This window comes from Pseudomonas sp. RIT288, assembly GCF_000631985.1.
Taxonomy (GTDB): domain Bacteria; phylum Pseudomonadota; class Gammaproteobacteria; order Pseudomonadales; family Pseudomonadaceae; genus Aquipseudomonas.
This window is the reverse complement of the sequence record NZ_JFYN01000006.1, coordinates 144,960-165,381: the sequence shown is the minus strand read 5'-3', so window position 1 is coordinate 165,381 and position 20,422 is coordinate 144,960. Positions and strand designations below refer to the sequence as shown.

Annotated in this window: 24 protein-coding genes; 15 read left to right on the top strand and 9 right to left on the bottom strand. The window is 59.4% G+C overall.

The genetic code is table 11. The features are described from left to right. Positions 1-104: 104 nt before the first annotated feature. The gene (locus BW33_RS08090) at positions 105-698 is read right to left on the bottom strand and encodes a tRNA-uridine aminocarboxypropyltransferase (protein WP_047598207.1); all 594 of its coding nucleotides are present in this window, start codon (positions 696-698) and stop codon (positions 105-107) included. 5 nt (positions 699-703) lie between these two features. Further along, the gene (locus BW33_RS08085) at positions 704-1,597 is read right to left on the bottom strand and encodes a LysR family transcriptional regulator (protein ID WP_007956593.1); all 894 of its coding nucleotides are present in this window, start codon (positions 1,595-1,597) and stop codon (positions 704-706) included. Between the two features lie 304 nt (positions 1,598-1,901). Here BW33_RS08085 and speB point away from each other — a divergent pair, with 304 nt between their 5' ends. The 5 genes from speB (at position 1,902) to BW33_RS08060 (ending at position 7,195) form a co-directional block, all read left to right on the top strand. Further along, positions 1,902-2,852, top strand: coding sequence for an agmatinase (gene speB / locus BW33_RS08080; protein WP_047598205.1), 951 nt, complete (start codon positions 1,902-1,904; stop codon positions 2,850-2,852). A gap of 10 nt (positions 2,853-2,862) precedes the next feature. Continuing rightward, positions 2,863-3,285, top strand: coding sequence for a YybH family protein (locus BW33_RS08075; protein WP_047292404.1), 423 nt, complete (start codon positions 2,863-2,865; stop codon positions 3,283-3,285). A 56-nt stretch (positions 3,286-3,341) separates the two neighbouring features. Then, the gene (locus BW33_RS08070) at positions 3,342-4,844 is read left to right on the top strand and encodes a purine-cytosine permease family protein (RefSeq protein WP_047598204.1); all 1,503 of its coding nucleotides are present in this window, start codon (positions 3,342-3,344) and stop codon (positions 4,842-4,844) included. A 160-nt stretch (positions 4,845-5,004) separates the two neighbouring features. After that, positions 5,005-6,384 (top strand): sodium:solute symporter, encoded by a 1,380-nt coding sequence (locus BW33_RS08065; RefSeq protein ID WP_047598203.1) that lies wholly within the window; start codon positions 5,005-5,007, stop codon positions 6,382-6,384. 85 nt (positions 6,385-6,469) lie between these two features. Continuing rightward, complete coding sequence (locus BW33_RS08060; RefSeq protein WP_047598202.1) at positions 6,470-7,195, top strand: MBL fold metallo-hydrolase; 726 nt, start codon at positions 6,470-6,472, stop codon at positions 7,193-7,195. A gap of 186 nt (positions 7,196-7,381) precedes the next feature. Here the strand turns inward: BW33_RS08060 and BW33_RS30315 are convergent, their stop codons facing one another. Further along, positions 7,382-7,510 carry a PA1414 family protein gene (locus BW33_RS30315; protein WP_003184145.1) on the bottom strand — a complete coding sequence of 43 codons (129 nt, stop codon included), beginning with the start codon at positions 7,508-7,510 and terminating at the stop codon, positions 7,382-7,384. Positions 7,511-7,652: 142 nt separating this feature from the next. After that, complete coding sequence (ptrR, locus tag BW33_RS08055) at positions 7,653-8,546, bottom strand: putrescine utilization regulator PtrR (protein WP_047598231.1); 894 nt, start codon at positions 8,544-8,546, stop codon at positions 7,653-7,655. 104 nt (positions 8,547-8,650) lie between these two features. Here ptrR and BW33_RS08050 point away from each other — a divergent pair, with 104 nt between their 5' ends. After that, positions 8,651-9,832 (top strand): MFS transporter, encoded by a 1,182-nt coding sequence (locus tag BW33_RS08050; RefSeq protein WP_047598201.1) that lies wholly within the window; start codon positions 8,651-8,653, stop codon positions 9,830-9,832. On the opposite strand, the gene BW33_RS08045 is transcribed toward BW33_RS08050, so the two are convergent. The 3 genes from BW33_RS08045 to BW33_RS08035 all read right to left on the bottom strand — a co-directional run bounded on the left by BW33_RS08045 (position 9,777) and on the right by BW33_RS08035 (position 12,295). Continuing rightward, positions 9,777-10,664 (bottom strand): DMT family transporter, encoded by an 888-nt coding sequence (locus BW33_RS08045; RefSeq protein WP_442965395.1) that lies wholly within the window; start codon positions 10,662-10,664, stop codon positions 9,777-9,779. The genes BW33_RS08050 and BW33_RS08045 overlap by 56 nt on opposite strands. Positions 10,665-10,956: 292 nt before the next feature. Beyond that, positions 10,957-11,355: a DUF2177 family protein gene (locus BW33_RS08040; protein WP_047598198.1), complete on the bottom strand. Its 399-nt coding sequence runs from the start codon at positions 11,353-11,355 to the stop codon at positions 10,957-10,959. A 103-nt stretch (positions 11,356-11,458) separates the two neighbouring features. Then, positions 11,459-12,295 carry a CvfB family protein gene (locus BW33_RS08035; protein ID WP_047598197.1) on the bottom strand — a complete coding sequence of 279 codons (837 nt, stop codon included), beginning with the start codon at positions 12,293-12,295 and terminating at the stop codon, positions 11,459-11,461. Between the two features lie 350 nt (positions 12,296-12,645). Between BW33_RS08035 and BW33_RS08030 the strand changes: the two genes are divergently transcribed. The 3 genes from BW33_RS08030 to BW33_RS08020 all read left to right on the top strand — a co-directional run bounded on the left by BW33_RS08030 (position 12,646) and on the right by BW33_RS08020 (position 14,698). Then, positions 12,646-12,834, top strand: coding sequence for a hypothetical protein (locus tag BW33_RS08030; protein ID WP_016985943.1), 189 nt, complete (start codon positions 12,646-12,648; stop codon positions 12,832-12,834). Between the two features lie 206 nt (positions 12,835-13,040). Further along, positions 13,041-13,757, top strand: coding sequence for a TorF family putative porin (locus tag BW33_RS08025; protein WP_047598196.1), 717 nt, complete (start codon positions 13,041-13,043; stop codon positions 13,755-13,757). Positions 13,758-13,828: 71 nt separating this feature from the next. After that, positions 13,829-14,698 (top strand): DUF6279 family lipoprotein, encoded by an 870-nt coding sequence (locus BW33_RS08020; RefSeq protein ID WP_047598195.1) that lies wholly within the window; start codon positions 13,829-13,831, stop codon positions 14,696-14,698. A gap of 121 nt (positions 14,699-14,819) precedes the next feature. Here the strand turns inward: BW33_RS08020 and BW33_RS08015 are convergent, their stop codons facing one another. Next, positions 14,820-15,212, bottom strand: a complete 393-nt coding sequence (locus tag BW33_RS08015) for a hypothetical protein (RefSeq protein WP_047598194.1) — start codon at positions 15,210-15,212, stop codon at positions 14,820-14,822. Between the two features lie 175 nt (positions 15,213-15,387). Between BW33_RS08015 and BW33_RS08010 the strand changes: the two genes are divergently transcribed. From BW33_RS08010 to BW33_RS07990, 6 genes are all read left to right on the top strand, one after another. Then, a complete protein-coding gene (locus tag BW33_RS08010; protein ID WP_047598192.1) occupies positions 15,388-16,122 on the top strand; it encodes a DUF899 domain-containing protein in 735 nt (244 codons plus the stop codon). A gap of 204 nt (positions 16,123-16,326) precedes the next feature. Then, positions 16,327-16,497 carry a YhfG family protein gene (locus BW33_RS29095; protein ID WP_152546099.1) on the top strand — a complete coding sequence of 57 codons (171 nt, stop codon included), beginning with the start codon at positions 16,327-16,329 and terminating at the stop codon, positions 16,495-16,497. Continuing rightward, positions 16,494-17,105: a Fic/DOC family protein gene (locus tag BW33_RS08005; protein WP_047598191.1), complete on the top strand. Its 612-nt coding sequence runs from the start codon at positions 16,494-16,496 to the stop codon at positions 17,103-17,105. Before BW33_RS29095 ends, BW33_RS08005 begins: the two co-directional genes overlap by 4 nt. 110 nt (positions 17,106-17,215) lie before the next feature. Further along, positions 17,216-17,491, top strand: a complete 276-nt coding sequence (locus BW33_RS08000; protein WP_047598190.1) for a hypothetical protein — start codon at positions 17,216-17,218, stop codon at positions 17,489-17,491. A 260-nt stretch (positions 17,492-17,751) separates the two neighbouring features. Continuing rightward, on the top strand, positions 17,752-18,336 hold the full coding sequence (locus tag BW33_RS07995) for a papain-like cysteine protease family protein (protein ID WP_047598189.1): 585 nt from the start codon (positions 17,752-17,754) through the stop codon (positions 18,334-18,336). A gap of 12 nt (positions 18,337-18,348) precedes the next feature. After that, positions 18,349-18,948, top strand: a complete 600-nt coding sequence (locus BW33_RS07990) for a hypothetical protein (RefSeq protein WP_047598188.1) — start codon at positions 18,349-18,351, stop codon at positions 18,946-18,948. A 63-nt stretch (positions 18,949-19,011) separates the two neighbouring features. On the opposite strand, the gene BW33_RS07985 is transcribed toward BW33_RS07990, so the two are convergent. Beyond that, positions 19,012-20,352, bottom strand: coding sequence for a DEAD/DEAH box helicase (locus BW33_RS07985; protein ID WP_047598187.1), 1,341 nt, complete (start codon positions 20,350-20,352; stop codon positions 19,012-19,014). Positions 20,353-20,422: the final 70 nt, after the last annotated feature.

Sequence of the window (20,422 nt, the reverse complement as noted above, 5' to 3'; positions counted from 1 at the left end):
AGGCTCGCTCCCACAGGGAATTTGAGCCGAGCACATAATTTGTGCACATCTGCGATCAAATGTGGGAGCGAGCCTGCTCGCGAAGAGGCCCGTATCAACAACTATTATTTCGCATGATTTCGCTGGTAGACCTCCGCCCCCATCGCCGCAATCTGCCCCTCGATCAACGCCTCGAACGGCTTCAACAACGGCGCAAACGTCGCCGGGGCCTCGAGGGTTTCCAGCGCCTGCACAATCGCCTCAATGGTCGACAACGCCCCCGGCCCCGGGGCCTTGCGCAACCGGTAGCGCGACACCCCGCCCTGCGCCAGCGTCACCCGTGGCAACGCCGCCAGCAGCGGGTTGAGGTGGAGCATCTTGCGTGCCTTGCGCCAGGTGCCGTCCGGCACCACCAGCAGCAACGGTTCATCGGATTCTCCATAAGCCTGCATCGGCTGCGCATCGTCAGCGGGAAACAGCAACCGCGCCTGATACCCCGGCCGGTTCAGCAGCGCAGGTAAATCCTCGAATACCTCGCCGACAATCAGCTCGGCATTGGTCAAACCCAACGCCGCCAATCGCGCGGTGTTGAGCGCATGATTGACCTCGCTCGGATGCTGCAACAGCAGCACCCGGGTGCGGCTGTCGAGGTTCGGGATCAGTGGGCACAGGCAATGGGTGAGTGGGCGCAGGCAGCGCGGGCATTGGGGTCTGGACATAGTTTTTACGCCTGATTCAACTGCGCTTTGAGCAGATCACGGAACGTCTGGATCAACGGTTCGCGGCTGCGGCCACGGCGCATGATCATCGAAAATGGCGCCTGATAACCGAAGGTCGCCGGCAGCAACACGCGCAAGTCGCCCTTGTCGGCCCAGGCCTGGGCGTAATGCTCCGGCAGGTAACCGATGTAGGCGCCGGACAGCACCAGAATCAGCTGTGCCTCCATACTCTCCACGGTCGCCGCGCTGTGCTTGAATCCATGACGTGCCAGCTCTGCCTGACTCCAGTAGCCACGGCCGACCATGCGTTGCTGGGTGATGACCTGCTCGGGAATCCGCCGCTCGTTGAACAACGGATGCCGGCTGCTGCAATACAGCCAGTGCTGCTCGCGGTACAGCGGCATGTACACCAGACCGCTCATGCGCGTGGAGAACGCGCCGATGGCCAGATCGAGGCGATTGTCCTGCACGCCGAGTTGCAGTTCGTACGGGCTCATCACCGACAGATGCAAATGCACCGCCGGGTGTTCCTGACTGTAGGCACCGATGGCTTCGGCGAACGGCAAGGCCTTGTCGCTGACGGTGGAGTCGATCACCCCGAGGTTGAGCGTGCCACGCAGTTCGCCCTTGAGCGCGGCGGCGTATTGCTCGAAACCTTCGAGTTCGGCCAGCAGGCGCAAGGTTTCCTGATGGAACAGCTCACCCTTGCTGGTCAGGCTGAACCCACCGCGCCCGCGATGGCACAGCACCAGACCGAGCGCCGCTTCGAGCTGGCTCATGTAGGTGCTGATCGCCGAGGTCGACAGGTTGAGCTCCTGCTGTGCATTGGCGAAGCCCTGATGCCGGACCACGCTGACGAAAATGCGCAATAGTTTCAGGTCGGGTAAAGCGTTGGCCATGCGGCTCTCCAAACACCGTTGATTTCACCCTGTAGGAGCTGCCGAAGGCTGCGATCTTTTGATCTTTGTTTTTAAGGTCAAGATCAAAAAATCGCAGTCCTCGGCAGCGCCTACAAGGGTGTTTCACTTGGCAAGAAGTCTATCCCGGGCCTGACCATTAGTTTAGAAAAATCTGAACTAAGTTTTTGCCCGTAGCGATTCTTCCCCCGCACTACATTTCGCAGAATCGGCCCCACAGCGGCGTCCGAACCTGTGCTCAACGGTGCGCCGACATAAATAAAACAAAGACGATGAGGCCCTACCCGTGGACAAGATTCTTCACCAACCACTGGGCGGCAATGAAATGCCGCGCTTCGGCGGCATCGCCACCATGCTCCGACTCCCCCATGTACCGACCGCTGCCGGCCTGGACGCTGCCTTCGTTGGCGTGCCACTGGACATCGGCACTTCGCTGCGCCCCGGCACTCGCTTCGGGCCGCGCGACATCCGCACCGAATCGGTGATGATCCGCCCGTACAACATGGCCACCGGCGCCGCGCCGTTCGACTCGCTGTCGGTCGCCGACATCGGTGACGTGGCGATCAACACCTTCAACCTGCTCGACGCCGTGCGCATCATCGAAGAAGCCTACGACAACATCCTCGAGCACAACGTGATCCCGATGACCCTGGGTGGCGACCACACCATCACCCTGCCGATCCTGCGGGCGATTCACAAGAAGCACGGCAAGGTCGGTCTGGTGCACATCGATGCGCACGCCGACGTCAACGATCACATGTTCGGCGAGAAGATCGCCCACGGCACGACCTTCCGTCGCGCCGTCGAAGAAGGTCTGCTGGACTGCGACCGCGTAGTGCAGATTGGTCTGCGCGCGCAGGGCTACACCGCTGACGACTTCAACTGGAGCCGCGATCAGGGTTTCCGCGTGGTGCAGGCCGAAGAGTGCTGGCACAAGTCGCTGGCACCGCTGATGGCCGAAGTGCGCGAGAAAGTCGGTGGTGGCCCGGTGTACCTGAGCTTCGACATCGACGGTATCGACCCGGCCTGGGCGCCCGGCACCGGCACCCCGGAAATCGGTGGTCTGACGACCATTCAGGCGATTGAAGTCGTTCGCGGCTGCCAGGGCCTCGACCTGATCGGCTGCGATCTGGTAGAAGTCTCGCCCGCTTACGACACCACCGGCAACACCTCGCTGCTGGCCGCCAACCTGCTGTACGAAATGCTCTGCGTACTGCCTGGCGTGGTCCACCGCTGAGGGTTCGGCCATGAACGAACGTGATCAGGTATTGAAAGCGGCTGCCGATCTGGTGTCCGCCTTTGCTCGTAACGATCGCGAAGCTTATTTCGGCGCGTTCAGCGCCGATGCGAGCTTCGTGTTTTACACCCTCGAACAGCCGCTGCTGTCGCGCGATGCCTATCAGGCCTTGTGGGACAGCTGGCGCGCCGAGGATGGCTTTGAAGTGCTGTCGTGCACTTCAAGCAACGCCTTTGTCAGCCTGCAAGGTGACGTGGCGGTGTTTATCCATGACGTGGCCACCGAGCTGCGCATGCAAGGGGAGCAACATTTCAGCCAGGAGCGCGAGACGATTGTTTTCAGGAAACAAGCGTCGAGCCTAGAACAACAAGGCCATTGGCTGGCCTGCCACGAACATTTGTCCGCAATGCCGGAAGGGCTGCCATCCCCTTAGCCAAACAGGTGACGCCTCACACACGATGAGGCGCGCCTTTATGATCGGAGCAGATCATGAATAACAACAACAACGACCAAAGCCTTACGCAGATTGAAACCCACGGGGTCGAACAGATCCCGGACCACGAACGCACCGCAGGCCCGACGGACTTGTTCCGGATGATCTTCGGCGGTTCGAACACCTTTGCCACCGCCGTGCTCGGCAGTTTCCCGGTGCTGTTCGGCCTGTCATTTCAGGCCGGTGTCTGGGCGATTGTGCTGGGCGTGCTGCTCGGCTCGCTGATCCTCGCACCGATGGGCCTGTTCGGCCCGATCAACGGCACCAACAATGCCGTGTCCTCCGGAGCGCACTTCGGCGTGCACGGGCGGATCGTCGGTTCGTTCCTGTCGCTGTTGACCGCCATCGCGTTTTTCTCGCTCTCGGTGTGGAGTTCGGGGGATGCGTTGATCGGTGGGGCGAAACGCCTGATCGGTCTGCCGGAAACCGACCTGACCTTGGGCCTGGCCTACGGTCTGTTCGCGATTCTGGTGCTGACCGTGTGCATTTACGGCTTCCGCTTTCTGCTGTGGGTGAACAAGATCGCGGTGTGGAGCGCCAGCCTGTTGTTCCTGCTGGGCATCTTCGCCTTCGCCGGTCCTTTCGATGTGAACTACGTGGGCACGGTGAACCTCGGTCAACCGGGCTTCTGGGCAGCCTTCATCGGCGCGGCGCTGGTCGCGATGAGCAACCCGATTTCCTTCGGTGCGTTCCTTGGCGACTGGTCGCGCTACATCCCGAGTGACACGTCCAGGCAGCGAATCATGGCCGCTGTAGTGCTGTCGCAGATCGCCACGTTCATCCCGTTCCTGTTCGGCCTGAGCACCGCGACCATCGTCGCGATCAAGGCGCCGGACTACATCGCGGCGAACAACTATGTGGGTGGCCTGCTGGCGGTATCGCCGAGCTGGTTCTTCCTGCCGGTGTGCCTGATCGCAGTGATCGGCGGCATGTCCACCGGCACCACCTCGCTGTATGGCACCGGGCTGGACATGTCCAGCGTGTTTCCACGGGTGCTGTCGCGGGTCAAGGCGACGCTGCTGATCGGCGTGCTGTCGATTGCCTTCATCTTCATCGGGCGCTTTGCGGCGAACCTGGTGCAGAGCGTGTCGACCTTCGCCGTGCTGATCATCACCTGCACCACCCCATGGATGGTGATCATGATCATCGGCCTGCTGGTGCGTCGCGGTTTCTACTGCCCGGATGACCTGCAGGTGTTCACTCGCGGCGAGCAAGGCGGGCGCTACTGGTTCAATCACGGCTGGAACTGGCGTGGCCTGGGCGCATGGATCCCGAGCGCGGCGGTCGGCCTGTGCTTCGTCAACTTGCCGGGGCAATTCGTCGGCCCGCTGGGTGAATTGGCCGGCGGCATCGACATCAGCCTGCCGGTGACTCTGGGCCTGGCGTCGGTGGTGTACCTGACGCTGCTGAGCCTGTTTCCGGAACCGCGCGAAGTGTTCGGGCCCACGGATGCCCGCAGCCAAGTGGTAGCAAAATCTGAACTGCGTCAGGCCGCCTGACGCCCCCCCTGTGGGAGCGAGCCTGCTCGCGAAAGCAATCTGTCAGTCACTTCTTTGTTGAATGTGCCGACGCCTTCGCGAGCAGGCTCGCTCCCACAGTGAGCAGCCACACCGAACCAAATTTGTTTCACATAAAAAAGACAATCGGAGACACGCCATCATGGCTTTGGATTTATTCGTCGTCCTCATCTACGCCGCCGGCATGCTGTTGCTCGGCTACTACGGCATGCGCAAGGCCAAGACCAACGAGGACTTTCTGGTCGCCGGGCGGAACCTGGGCCCAAGCCTGTACATGGGCACCATGGCCGCGACCGTGCTCGGTGGTGCATCCACCGTTGGCACCGTGCGTCTGGGCTACGTGCATGGCATCTCCGGTTTCTGGCTGTGCGCCGCGCTGGGTTGCGGCATTGTCGCGCTGAACCTGTTTCTCGCCAAACCGCTGCTGAAACTGAAGATCTACACCGTTACCCAGGTGCTGGAAAAACGCTATAACCCGATGGCCCGCTCGGCGAGCGCGGCGATCATGCTGGCCTATGCCCTGATGATCGGCGTGACCTCGATCCTGGCGATCGGCACCGTGCTGCAAGTGCTGTTCGGCCTGCCGTTCTGGATCTCGGTATTGCTCGGCGGTGGCGTGGTGGTGATCTATTCGGCGATCGGCGGCATGTGGTCGCTGACCCTGACTGACATTGTCCAGTTCATCATCAAGACCGTGGGCCTGATGTTCATCCTGTTGCCGATCTGCCTGTACCGCGTCGGCGGTTGGGACGAACTGGTGCTGAAGCTGCCGGCAGCGGCGTTCAACTTCACCACCATCGGCTGGGACACGATCATCACCTACTTCATGATCTACTTCTTCGGCATCCTGATCGGTCAGGACATCTGGCAACGGGTGTTCACCGTCAAGACCGCCAAAGTCGCCCAGTACGCCGGCAGCATCGCCGGTATCTACTGCATCCTTTACGGTCTGGCCTGCGCGCTGATCGGCATGGCTGCGCACGTGCTGATCCCGGATCTGGACAACGTCAACAACGCCTTCGCCGCCATCGTCAAACTGTCGCTGCCGGACGGCATTCGTGGTCTGGTGATCGCCGCGGCACTGGCCGCGATGATGTCCACTGCCAGCGCCGGCCTGCTCGCCGCTGCCACCACCCTGACCGAAGACCTGCTGCCGAAACTGCGCGGCGGCAAACAGTCGAGCCTGGCAATCAACCGTCTGTTCACTCTGCTCACCGGTGTCGTGGTGCTGGGTATCGCGCTGGTGGTGAATGACGTGATCAGCGCCCTGACCCTGGCCTACAACCTGTTGGTCGGCGGCATGCTGATTCCGCTGATCGGTGCGATCTTCTGGAAACGTGCGACCACCGCCGGCGCCATCGCCAGCATGGGCCTGGGTTTCGCCACCGCGCTGTTGTTCATGTTCAAGGACGGTCTGGACGCCAACACACCGATCTACTACAGCCTCGCAGTAGGTCTGGTGAGTTTTGTAGTGGTCAGCCTGGTCTCCCCTCGCCCGGCGACGGTGGCGAGTGCAATCTAAGCTTTGATGTAACGACTTGATGCTTTCTTCGACGGGTGTGGCGTCGGTTGCCACACCCGTTTTTTTACGTCTGGAGAAATGGTTTATGAAGATCGTTTCGCGCGATCAGTGGTTCGAAGTTCTGAGTTTGAGCGACGGCATTCGGTTGATTCACGAGCCGTATATTCGCCCGTTCTACCGCTGCAACCTCTGGCACATTCAGGGCCGCGACAAGGATCTGCTGCTCGACAGCGGCTCTGGACTGGTCAGCCTGCGCGAGCAGTTGCCGTGGATCACCGAGCGGCCGCTGGTGGCCGTCGCCAGTCATTGCCACTTCGACCACATTGCCGGGCATCACGAATTCACCGAGCGCCTGGTGCATCGCGCCGAGGCCGACATCCTCGCCGCGCCGAACGGCGAGAACGACTTGAGCCGGGCCTTCGTCGGCGACGACATGTTCGAGGCGCACCCGGACTGCCCGCTGTGCTACGCCGAATACCGGGTCAAGGCTGCGCCGGCCACCGGTTTTGTCGAGGATGGCGACGTGCTGGATCTGGGCAATCGTACCCTGCAGGTGCTGCATACGCCGGGGCACTCGCCGGGCGGGATCAGCCTGTATGAAGCAGCAACGGAAACCCTGTTCAGCGGCGACATCATCTACGACGGGCCGTTGATCGAAGACGCCTACCACTCCAATCTGCAGGATTACGCCGCCAGTCTGCGACGCTTGCAGGCGCTGCCGATCCGCACCGTGCATGGCGAACATTTCGGCAGTTTTTCCGGGGAGCGTTTGCGCTCGATGATTGACGAATGGCTGCGCGGGCACGCTTGAGGCCTGAACCGTTTAGTGCCGAAGAGAGATCGGATGCTCAAGACCGCCAGGACGGCGAACAGCATTCGTGATGTTTGAGCACCACCACAAAAGCAAAAGATCGCAGCCTTCGGCAGCTCCTACAGGAAACACATTGCCCTGTAGGAGCTGCCGAAGGCTGCGATCTTTTGATCTTTGAATAGAGCACTACCGCCGGCGAGGCTGACGCCGGCGCTGTTCGTCATCGGTACGGATCGGTACGGGTTGCAGAGGCGGTTCGATCAAGCCGAGGGCGACACCCAAATCGTGCAGCCAGTTCTGAATTTTCTCTTTCATCGTCATGCCCCCTTCAGGGTAGTGCTGAGCGGCCGGAATTCTGAGGCCGCTTCGCACTGATAATAGTCCGAAGTCCTACGCAATGCTCGGCCAAATCCGCAATGATCTGTTACTGAATTGAACAGAATTACCATCGGTTGGTTCACGCCGTCTGCCGGGATTCATTCGCGGCCACGGGATAGAGCGCTTGCTGCTGTTCAATCCAGGCATTGAGGTTGGCCCCGACCATGCCCTTGCGCCACATGAGCCACGTTGTCGCACTGGCGAACGGCTCGGCCAAAGGGTGCACCGCGACGCTTTCGCGCCCCGGCAGACTGGCCAGCATCGACTCCGACATCAGTGCCACACCACTGCCGGCAATCACGCAGGCAAGCATGCCCTGATAGGACTCGATCTCCATCGCCCGGCCCATCGCCGCCTGATAGTGAACGAACCACGCCTCCAGCCGCGCGCGGTAGGCGCAACCATGGCGGAAGGTGAACACCGCCCTGCCCTCGACCTCCTTGGCGCTGCGGATCGGCGGGTGGTCGGCTTCGCTGATCAGCACCAGACGCTCGTCGCACAGCGGCACGCCGTCGATCCCGGCGAGTTGTGGCGGGCCGTCCACCAGCGCCGCATCGAGACGCCCGGAGACCAGGCCTTCGAGCAGTTCGCCGCTGGGTCCGGACTGCACTTGCAGATTCACCGCCGGGTATTGCTTGTGATAGCGCGCCAACAGCGCCGGCAAATGGATCGCCGCCGTGCTGTACAGCGTGCCGAGGACGAAATCCCCGGCCGGTTGCCCGCCCATCACCGCCGCACTGGCCTGATCGCGCAGAGCGAACAGCTTGCCGGTGTAGTCCAGCAGGACTTTTCCCGCAGGCGACAACTGCAAACGCTGACGCTCACGGACGAAAAGCTCGACGCCCAATTGCTCCTCCAGCTGTTTGAGCCGAGTCGACAGATTGGACGGCACACGGTGCAGACGCTCGGCGGCGCGGGTGATCGAACCCTCCTCGGCCACCGCCTGAAAGATCCGCAATTGGCTGAACTCCACCACCATTCTCCATAACAGAACAAGTTACTCACTATTATTCAATTTTAAAGAAAGTCAATCGCTTCTAGCCTGACGGTCATTGCTCCTTCAAAGGAATCCCGACCATGTCGCCACTGATTCGCTTATCCGCCTGTTTCGTCGCCCTGATGATGGCCATGGGCATCGGGCGTTTCGCCCTCACCCCGCAAATGCCGCACCTGCTCAGCGAAGGCCAGGTCGACCTGACGGCCGCCGGCCTGATTGCCGCGGCCAACTACCTCGGCTATCTGCTGGGCGCGGTGGACGCGATGTTCGCCCATCGTCCGCAGCAAGTGCAGCGTCGGCTGCATGGCGGTTTGTGGCTGTGTGTGCTGCTGACCCTGGCGTCGTTCTGGGCCAACGGCTTCTGGGCGCATTTGCTGCTGCGCTTTGGCACCGGGGTGGCGAGTGCCTGGGTGCTGGTGATGATTACGGCGCTGAGTCAGCCACTGGCAGCGGCGGCAGGCCGGCCACGGCTGGGGGCACTGGTGTTTGCCGGACCGGGGCTGGGGATTTTTCTCACCGGGTTGCTGGCACTGGTCTCACATCTGCTGCAGCAGACCTCGGCAACGCTGTGGCTGATCTACGCCGCCGTGGCGCTGCTGATGTTGCTGGGGATCGTGCGGATCCTGCCGCAATCGGGCGTGCACACGCCTGTCGCCACGCTCAATGTCAGCCATTCGAATCGCGGCATCCCGCGACTGGCAGTGGTGTATGCGCTGTATGGCGTGGGTTACATCATTCCGGCCACATTTCTCTCGCAAATGGCCAACACACAGTTTCACGGGCAATGGCAGGCCGATCTGTTCTGGCCGTGTTTCGGTCTTGGCGCGGCGATTGGTGTGCTGTTGGTGAGCCTGCGTCGTCACGACCCAAACACCACGCGGCACTGGCTGACCGCCACGTTGTGGTTGCAGGCGCTCGGGGTCTTCGCCTGTCTGTTGGGCAGTGCTTATGGCCTGGCGCTGGGGGTGATGTTGTGCGGCATGCCGTTCCTGGCCTGCATGCAACTGGTGATGCAACGCTCGCGCGAACTGGCGCCGCACAGCACCCAGCGTAACGCCGGGCTGCTGACGGCGTGCTTTGCCGTCGGCCAGCTCAGCGGCCCGTTACTCGCGGCGCTTAGCAGCCATTTCAGCGGCGGTCTGCAACCGGCGCTGATCATTGCCGGCAGCGGTCTGCTGATTGCCGGCGGGCTGGCGCTGCAATCGGTCAGCGCTGGCCGAGGACTTTGCGCAAACGCCGACGCACCCACTGTTCAGCGCTGACAAAGGTGATGCCGAGCAGCACCAGCACCGCACCGATGACGAAGTTCACGCTCAATTCTTCACCGAGCAGCACCACGCCGAACGTGACGCCGAACAGTGGCGTCATGAACGAAAACACCGCAAGGTTAGCCGCCAGATAGCGGCGCAGCAGCCAGAACCAGATCAGGTAACTGAAGAACGACACCACCAGGCCCTGGAACAACACGCTGGCGACCGCCACGGTGGTCAGGCTGACGTGGCTGATCTGGCCGCTGAACAGTGCGATCAACAGCAGACCGACGAAGCCGACGATCAGTTGATAGAACAGAGTCAGCGTCACTGGCGCCTCTGACAGACGCGAGGCGCGCACCACCACGGTGGTCGCGCCCCAGCAGGCACCGGCAATGACACCGAACGCATCGCCCAGCAGCATGCGCCGGTCGAGGTTGTCCCATGATACGCCGCCGGCAAAAGCGATGGCGATACCGACGAACGCGAGCAGAATCCCCAACCATTGCAAAGGCCGCAGGCGTTCACTGGCCAACAGAAAATGTACGCCGAGCGCGGTGAAAATCGGCGCGGTGTAGAGGAACACCGACATGTGCGCGGCGGTGGTCAGTTGCAGGCCTTCGGCGATGAAGAAGAATTCCAGACCAAACAGCGCACCGGCCAGCAGGCCGCCGCGCCAGGTGTTGCCCACCTGATCCCAGCCACCCTTCCAGCACAGCAGCAAGCCCACCAGCAACGCGGAAATCCCCGAACGCCCGGCCGCCTGCATCACTGGCGCGATGTCGGGTGCGGCCCACTTGATCATCACTTGCTGCACGCCCCAGATCAGGCACAGGCCGATCATCACCTGCAAGGCAAACCCGTCGGCATTGCGCCGCTCGACATTCACCGCAACACCTCGAAAACACACAACATGGCAGCCGTCCAATGGTCAGAAATCAGTGTCGGGGATTATCAGTCAGTCAGACGGGAAAAGCCGTCTGGAAAAGACATTTTGTGCTTCAGTGACGTCAGGGGTGAATGGCTGTCGGCTGCGCCGCCATTCGCGAGCAGGCTCGCTCCCACTTTGGAGTGCGTTCCCCGGTGGGAGCGAGCCTGCTCGCGAAGAGGCCGGCATTGCTTACCTACATTTCGAATCAGACCTTGCCCAACCGCCTCGCTAACAAAAAACCGACGCTACAAGCCACAGCAGTGGCAAAGGTCCCCCACGCCCAATCCATCAACGTCACCTGCACCGACCACCCGCGCAATGTCGCCCAGTTGGTCAGGTCATACGTGCCGTACGCCACCAGCCCAAATAAAGCCCCCCGCTTCGCGGCCCACTGCAGACTGGCCGCCGGCAACACCACAAACAGCACACAGCCGAAAACGTACAGGCAATAAAAAACCGCTGCCGGTAACAGCAGCGGTTTTTCGAGCATCAGCGAACCGAGCAGTTCGCGATAGGTCGGCGCCATCAAAACGCCGAGCCAGATACCGTCGAGCAACAGAAACGCCAGCAGGGTGGCGCCATAGGCAATCAACGCTTTTTTCATCTGCGAACCCTCATGTAGGAGCTGTCGAAGGCTGCGATCTGTTGATCTTCAAAAGGCAAAAGATCGCAGCCTGCGGCAGCTCCTGCATGGGGCCTGCGGTGACTCAGGTTAGTTCAATGCGATCGGCATGAATGACGATCTTGCCTTCCTTGTACAACGAACCGATCGCCTTCTTGAAGTTGCCCTTGCTGACACCGAACAGACTGCTGATCAAGGCGGGATCGCTCTTGTCGCTGACGGCCAGCGAGCCATCGTTTTCGCGCAATTTGGCGAGGATCTTCGAACTCAGGCTGCTGGCCGCTTCCTGACCCACCGGTTGCAGGCTGAGGCTGATCTTGCCGTCGGCGCGCACTTCCTTGATGAAACCCTTCTCGCGCATGCCGGAACGCATGAACTTGAAGATTTCATTCTTGTGGATCAAGCCCCAGTGCTTGTTGTTGATGATCGCCTTGAAGCCCATGTCGGTGGCTTCGGCCACCAGCAGATCAACTTCCTGACCGGCGCTGTAGTTGGCCGGGGTCTTGTCGAGGTAGCGATCCAGTCGCGCGGTCGCAGTGATGCGGCGCGTGTGTTTGTCCAGATAGACGTGCACCACGCAGTACTCGCCAGCGGTCATCTGACGCTTTTCTTCGGAGTACGGCAGCAACAGATCTTTCGGCAGGCCCCAATCGAGGAACACACCGATGCTGTTCACTTCAACTACTTTCAGGCTGGCAAATTCACCCACCTGAACTTTTGGTTTTTCAGTGGTAGCGAGAAGTTTGTCTTCGCTGTCCAGATAAATAAAAACGTTGAGCCAGTCTTCATCTTCGCTGGGAATATCTTTAGGGATATAACGGTTGGGCAAAAGAATTTCGCCGTCAGCACCGCCGTCCAGATATAAACCGAAGTTAGTGTGTTTAACCACTTGCAAACTGTTGTAACGCCCGACTAAAGCCATTTTCCAAAACCCTCATTGCGTGGGCGGCATTCTACCCGTTTTTGCCTCTGCCGTTCGCTGGCGGAGCACCCGTTCGAGAAAATCCGCGGGACGCCTTGATTTTCCTCGATCTGACGCCGCCGGGTTGCCCCTCGTCAGACCAACGCGCGGCCTGACGCGTCATTTCACTCGGGATATTTTCACTGATTACAAATAAATGTTCTTATTCAAAACAGTGGCTTAGGAGAATATTTCGAATAATTAACCGAGAATACTCCACCCACGCGCTCAGTTATTCCGGGGGATATTTATCAAGCAATTGTCAAGTTATTCCTGTACGATGCCTGGCCGAGTTACTTTTCTACAGGTTAATGGCCGCCATGCGTGTAAAAGCATCCACCAGCAAAGCAAAGCCAGCTCCAGCCGTTGAAACCAGCGAATCGATCAACGATCAGATCGCAGCGTTCCTCAAGTCCGGCGGTGAAATCCAGCAAATTGCCAAAGGCGTCAGCGGCCAGACGTTCGGTCCGTCCAAGCAGATCAGCCTGGGCAAGAAGTAACACCCGGTAATACACCCGTCCAGAGGCGCTTTGAGCTTCGAAGCGTCTGGACTGGCACCCGCGTAATACTCTCCAATCTGTTTAATCAATCTTTGAAAATCGACGAACGGCCATCATTGCCGAGCATTCGTCGGTATCCTTGCACGCGTCTGGATCAAGCGTTTCAGCAGGCTCAAGCCCTGCCCTCGCTGTTCATGGAGTGACGCATGCTCAAATCTTCCCGTTTATTGCTTTTAAGCCTGCTGGTCTGCTCGTCCGCGCACGCGCAGATTTTCCAGCGTGAACTCGGCGACTTCGACCTCAAACTCGGCACCACGCCCAGCCGCAGCATGGCCCAAGGTCTGGTCAAACCGGCAGCAGTCGGCTCGTTCCACGGCGGCCTCGATCTGAGCCACGACAGCGGCCTGTATGTCGGCCAGTACGCACCGAGCATGGGCCTGACCCCGGGCAAGAACCTTGAAATCGACTCCTACGTCGGTTTCAAACAACCTTTCGATCAGACCCTCGGCTATGAAGTCGGGATGATCCATTACAGCTATCCCAAAGTAGACACCCTCGACAGCCAGGAGCTGTTCGGCGGCCTGACCCTGCTCGGCAGCCGCTTCGGTGTGGCCGTCAGTAACGACCCTGACAAACAGAACAACACGCTGTTCGCCGATCTTGGCGGCAATCAGCCGTTCGGCATCGGGATCAGCATGAAATACACCACCCACCAACTGAACACGCCGGTGTCGGTGGACGGTGGTTATGTCAGCAGTTTTACCGACTGGTCGGTGAAATTTTCCCGGCCGTTCATGGGCGTCGACCTAGACCTGATCTACAGTGATTCCAACCTCAGCGGCAGCGAATGCTCGGCGTACTCGGGACACAACAGTCAGTGTGACGGCCTGGTGACGCTCAAGGCCGAACGCGCGTTCTATTAATCGGCTGAACTGCCGGGAGTTCCCTGCGTTCACATAAGAATCAGACGTCAGGCTCTCGCAAGGATTCGCTCATGTCTCGCTGGTTCAAACACCTCGCCACCCTGCTGATCTTCACCCTCGCCCTCGGCGCCTGCAGCCGCGTCGGCCTGGCCTACCGCAATCTCGACGTGATCATTCCATGGACGCTTGGCGACTACCTGGACATGAACGGCGAGCAGAAGGACTGGTTCAACGAACGGCTCAAGGAACACCTGAACTGGCACTGCACCACACAGCTCCCGGGCTATCTCGACTGGCTGGATCGCTTGCAGGCGATGGTCGAAACCAATCAGGTGACGGACGCGGCACTGCAAGCGCGAACCGCCGAGGCCAAACAGGCCATCGCCGAAACCGCGCGCCAGATCACCCCGTCGGCCATCGAATTGCTGCAAGGGCTGGACGACAAACAAGTCGCGGAAATGAACGACGCGTTCGCCAAGGAGCTGCGCAAGCGAGAAAAGGAATATGTCAAACCGCCCTTGGCGCAGCAGATCGCCGAACGCGGTGCACGCATGGACAAGCGCCTGACCGATTGGCTTGGCCCGCTGAGCGTCACTCAGGAACAACGGGTGATGGCCTGGTCGACGGCGCTGGGTGATCAGAACACTCAATGGATCGCCAACCGCGCACATTGGCAGCAGCAATTCAGTAACGCCGTTGCCCAGCGTAAAAGTCCCGAATTCCCACAGCGAATCGAGACACTTCTGGTCAACCGCGAGCGTTTATGGACGCCCGATTACCAGAAGGCCTACGCCAACACCGAAGCACAGGCGCGCTCGCTGGCGGTTGATCTGATGGCCGAGAGCACGCCGCAGCAGCGTCAGCGGTTGCTCAAGAAAATCGAAGGGGTGCGCAAAGACTTCAACGATCTGAAGTGCCTTAAAGCCGCACAAAAATCTTGAGAGCGATGCAAAGCCCTGTTGGAGTGAGCCTGCTCGCCATGGCAGTGTGTCAATCAACATCACTGGCACTGAAATACCGCTATCGCGAGCAGGCTCACTCCTACAGGGGTAATAGGCAAATTCAGGCAATCTGCGCCTTTGAAGCCAGTTCATCAAACGTCGCCTCATCCAGCGCATCTTCCTGCTCATCCAGCACCTGACGCGGGTGGTCATTGCCGGGAATGCTGCTGTCGATCAGGCTCAACAAACTCGACCCACGGGGCGTCAGAACGAAATTGTTGCCCGTGCTGCCTTCATCATCCGGGCGCGGTGCAATGTACCCGCGCAAGAGCAACAACCGCTCATAGTCACAAGCCAGCGTTTTCAGGTGATCCAGATTCTCGATCGGCTCACCCGCACCGGCTTTCGCCGCCGCATAGTCCTCGGCATAAGCCCGCGGCGCGAAGCTGTGACCCGCACTGTTCTGCACTTCATGCAGCAAGCGTTCAATCAAATCCCAGTTATAAGTCGTCATCCTGATTCAACCTCCGGTGCACGTGAATTGGGCACTGTCATAAGTTGTGACCCGGGCGTGACGTAGCCGTTCAGCCGCATTTCTCGCCACGACCGACCGGCGGTCTGTCGAATTGATCGAGGGTTAAACGACTAGTCTGACAAAGACGGTTTCAACCCCCGCAGGAGAAATCATCATGAACGTCGAGAATCATCCGGTGGTATCGCGCGAAGAATGGCTCGCTGCGCGCAAACAGCATCTGACCGACGAAAAGGCCTTCACCCGCGAGCGTGACCGCTTGAGCGCCAAACGCCGCGCATTGCCTTGGGTCAAAGTCGACAAGGACTACCGCTTCCACGGCCTGCACGGCGAGCTGAAACTGGCCGACCTGTTCGGCCAACACAGTCAATTGATCGTTTACCACTTCATGTTCGCCAAGGACTGGGAAGAAGGCTGTCAGGGCTGCTCGTTCCTGTCCGACCACATCGACGGCGCGAACCAGCATCTGGCGCATCACGATATTGCGGTGGTGGCGGTCTCCCACGCACCGTTCGAACAGTTTCAGGCCTTCAGGCAGCGCATGGGCTGGAAATTCGACTGGGTGTCGTCAGACGGTTCCGATTTCAACTACGACTTTGGTGTTTGCGCCAGAGCCGAGGACGCCGAAGCCGGAAAGGCTACCTACAACTACGAAAAAACTGACAGCGCCGAGGAAGAAATGCCGGGGCTGAGTGTTTTCTATCGAAATGCGAAGGGCGACATATTCCATACCTACTCAACCTACGCCCGAGGTCTGGACATGCTGGTCGGCGCCTACAATTACCTCGACCTCACCCCCAAGGGCAGGAATGAGGACGACATCATGGAGTGGGTGCGGCACCATGATCGGTATGATGGAGGAACGAAGTCCATCTGCTGCCATAGTGATTGATATAAGTTTTTCACCGATGTGGGCAGCTGAATTTTCGCCAGCTACATCAACCCTTTACCGCAGTCGGACCAGCAGCAAATCGAATCATCCGAGCGGTTCAGATACCGACAAGTGGACACAACAGTTTTTCTGAATGTGCGATGCTAGCGACTCCGAAGGCTTCGGCCCGCTATAATAACTGCAGACTGTCAGTAAGGTGCCAAGATGGAAAAGCTCAGTTTGCAAGCCAAAAAAGTATGGTTTGCCAAGTACCGAAAAGGCAATTTCGCAGCCAGTTTGCGCTTGGAAGGTTTTGTACCATCGCCTTGTGAGGGTGATATCAAGCTGCCCACCAGAGACGCAGCCTTGAGGGCTGTGCGGCACGTGAAAGCTTGAGCACTGACAAGTACGGTACTGACCAGGCTCCGGATTGTTACCCCGGAACTGACGTTTTGATTAATTTGCTCAACCTGCAAAACGCGCAAGACCTTGATGAAGCCGAACGCTATATCAACGAGGTAGCCGCTGAAACCCTCGATTTCATCCTGCCTCCTTACAGTCTTGCGACGTTGAAACAAATCCATCGCACCCTGTTTGAACGAGTTTATTCTTGGGCAGGTGAAATTCGATCACTGGCAATTAGCAAAGGAACCACTCGATTCTGCAGCCCGGAATTCATTGAGCGAGAGGTAGCGAAGGAATTTGAAAGGATCGAGGCTGCGAACTGGTTCGAAGGATACCGCCGCGATCAACTGGTGGTATCCGTTGCCGAGTCCTATGGGACACTCAACGTAGCCCATCCATTCAGGGAAGGTAATGGTCGAACTCAGCGCATTTTGTTCGAATACATCATCGTCAATGCGGGCTATTCAATTGACTGGAGTTCGATTGGCCGACAGGAATGGATAGACGCGTGCATTCATTCTTTCTACACAAGTGATCAACCTCTTGCCGACATCTTTGATCGTTGCGTAGGTACTTCGCTGGTTGAATTGGACTACTGAGCGAGCACTTGGTGAGCAAGCCGGCGTACAAAGGCAATCTTCACTGAACTTTTCCAGAATGTCCCCCTCCACCGGTTAACCCGCCTTAACCGGAACGGAGGCCTGCCCCCATGAAAACCCTGATCAAGCTCACCCTCGCCGCCACCCTCGCCTGCGCTCTGCCCGTATGGGCGTGCACACCCGAGGAAGCCACCGCCAAACGTGAACAATTGGCCAAGGAAGTTTCCAGACTCACCGAACAGAATCCGGCCAAGGCCAAGGAGATCAATGCCGAGTTGCAGAAGATGGACTTGGGCACGGCCAGCGCCGATCTGCCGGACAAGTGCCAGTTGATTGATCAGCGGTTGAAGGAACTGGGGACGGCTGAGAAAAAAACCGAGAGCTAAACGCAAGATCTACAGATCGCAGCCTTCGGCAGCTCCTACACCGATCCCTGTAGGAGCTGCCGAAGGCTGCGATCTTTTACCCGTTAAAATGCATCAGTGCATTTATTTTATTGCATAAACGCATATCTTGACTAAGGTTACCTCGAGCAAGGAGATCGGCACCGTTCATCGCAGATGAAAACCGTTAACCACCGATCGCTCTGCAGCACCGCAACACACTCACAAGCTGGACGCTTGTTTTCATTCATGGAGGACTGAAAATGTTAACCACTCAAGCAACATCGTTCACCGGCGAGAGCCTGCCAAGATGCCTCGTTGGCCATCTGCTCGACCCGCAACTGGTCGAGGTTGAAGCCACTGCGCAAACCGCACCACTGGCCGCCGCCAGCCTCAACTTCAGCATGCAGAAACAGACCCAGACCAACTGGTGCTGGGCCGCCGTTTCCGCCTCGGTCGGCAACTACTACGGCACCGGGTCATGGACTCAGTGCGGCGTCGCCAGCACCCAGCTGGACCGCAATTGCTGCAGTCAGCCGGGGCCGTGCAACGTCTATGGCTACCTGGATTCGGCCCTGCAGACCACCCGCAGCTACAACGGGATGAATCAGGGTTCGCTGCAGATGTCGGCCATTCAGAACCAGATCAACATGGGTCGCCCGGTTGGCCTGCGCTGTGCCTGGTACGGTGGCGGTGCGCACTTCCTGGCGATCTACGGCACCAACGGCAACTACGTGCTGGTCGCCGACTCGATCTACGGTTACTCGACCCGCGCGCTGAACTCATTCCCGGGTTCGTACAACGGCGGCGGCAACTGGACTCACACTTACTTCACTGCGAAAAACTAGGAGGGCGACATCATGCAACTGACTTATCCAAAGGCGCCTTCCAACGGCGTACAGACTTTGCGTCCGGTGCTGCAAGCCGCGCTGCAAAACCAGGGCTTCGGCATCAATCGCCAGTTCGCCAATGCGGCACCGGCCAAAGTCAGCCTCAGCGAAGCCTATCGCGGCTACTCGCTGACGCTGGACGACCTGAGCCAGGGCAAGGGTCTGAAAGACGCACGCATCGGTGACTGGCATTACCTGGTATTTGCCGACGGCGTAAGCATTGCCGATGCGCAACTGGCCGAGGTGCGTGGCCATGTCGAGTTCGCTTCGCTGAACCACGGCACCCGGGCCGCCGACACCGTGGGCGCGTTGAAACTGGCGGAACAGGCGCCGCAGCTGCAGGGCAAGAGCGTCGAATTGCGTGTGCTGTTTGTCTCGGCGCTGCACGTCGTGGCGATCTGGCTGCACGCTGACGGTGAAGATGTGCTGATCCCGATCGAGCCGACGCCGAAAGAGCTCGGGGATTCGCGGTTGTACAGCGAAGCCACGCTGCTCGCGCTGCTCAAACCGGCGGCAGATCGCGCCAAACAGCGCTTTGACGCAGACACCAGCGGACAGTTGGGGAACTGACAAACCCTGCGCATAAAAAAACCCGGACACTGTCCGGGTTTTTTATTGGCCATTTGAGGCGACTTATTCAGCCGCAGGCTCAACCGGCTTGCGACGCTTGAGCGGGGCCATGCCGTCGCTGCTCACCAGCGAATCCGGCTTCGGACGGTTGGCACTCTTGCGCTTGGTCGGGGTCTTGGCGGCGGTTTTCTTCTTGTCGCCCTTGGCGTCGGTCTTTTTCTTCTTCACGCCGACGGCTTTGCCCGAGGCCTTGACCTTTTTCGGCCCGCCGTAGGTGCCTTTGACTTCCTTGATGGTGCGGCGCTCGAAGCTCTGCTTCAGGTAGCGCTCGATGCTCGACATCAGGTTCCAGTCGCCATGGCAGATCAGCGAGATCGCCAGACCGTCGTTGCCGGCGCGGCCGGTACGACCGATGCGGTGCACGTATTCGTCGCCACTGCGTGGCATGTCGAAGTTGATCACCAGATCCAGGCCATCAACGTCCAGACCACGGGCCGCGACGTCGGTCGCTACCAGAATCTTCACGCCGCCCTGCTTCAGACGATCGATTGCCAGTTTGCGATCCTTCTGGTCTTTCTCGCCGTGCAGCACGAACGCCTTGTATTCCTGAGCCACGAGGCGGCCGTAGATGCGGTCGGCCATGGCACGGGTGTTGGTGAAAACGATGGCCTTCTGGTAGGTCTCGTTGGCCAGCAGCCAGTTGACGATCTGTTCTTTGTGCTGGTTGTGGTCGGCAGTGATGATCTGCTGACGGGTGGTCGAGTTCAGCTGGCTGACCGCGTTGAGCTGCAGGTGCTCAGGGTTGTTCAGCACCTTGGCGATCATCTCGCGCAGGCCGGAACCGCCGGTGGTGGCGGAGAACAGCATGGTCTGCTGACGGTTCGGGCATTCGTCGACCAGACGTTGCACGTCTTCGGCGAAACCCATGTCGAGCATGCGGTCGGCTTCGTCGAGCACCAGCACTTCGACTTCTTTCAAATCGAGGTTGCCGGCGTTGAGTTGCTCGATCATCCGGCCCGGCGTACCGATCAGGATGTCCGGCACCTTGCGCAGCATCGCCGCCTGTACCTTGAAGTCTTCGCCGCCGGTGATAAGGCCGGACTTGATGAAAGTGAACTGCGAAAAACGCTCGACTTCCTTCAGGGTCTGCTGGGCCAGTTCGCGGGTCGGCAGCAGGATCAGGGTCTTGATGCTGACGCGGATCTTGGCCGGGCCGATCAGGCGGTTGAGGATCGGCAGGACAAAAGCGGCGGTCTTGCCGCTACCGGTTTGCGCCGTCACCCGCAGGTCACGCCCCTGGAGCGCCAGCGGAATGGCCGCTGCTTGCACAGGCGTTGGCTCGACAAATTTCAGCTCGGCCACGGCTTTGAGCAGGCGTTCGTGCAGGGCGAATTGGGAAAACACGGGTGCTACCTCGAAGATATGCAAAAAAACAGCTGCATAGGTTACCGGTTTCGAGCGCTCAGGCCGAGTT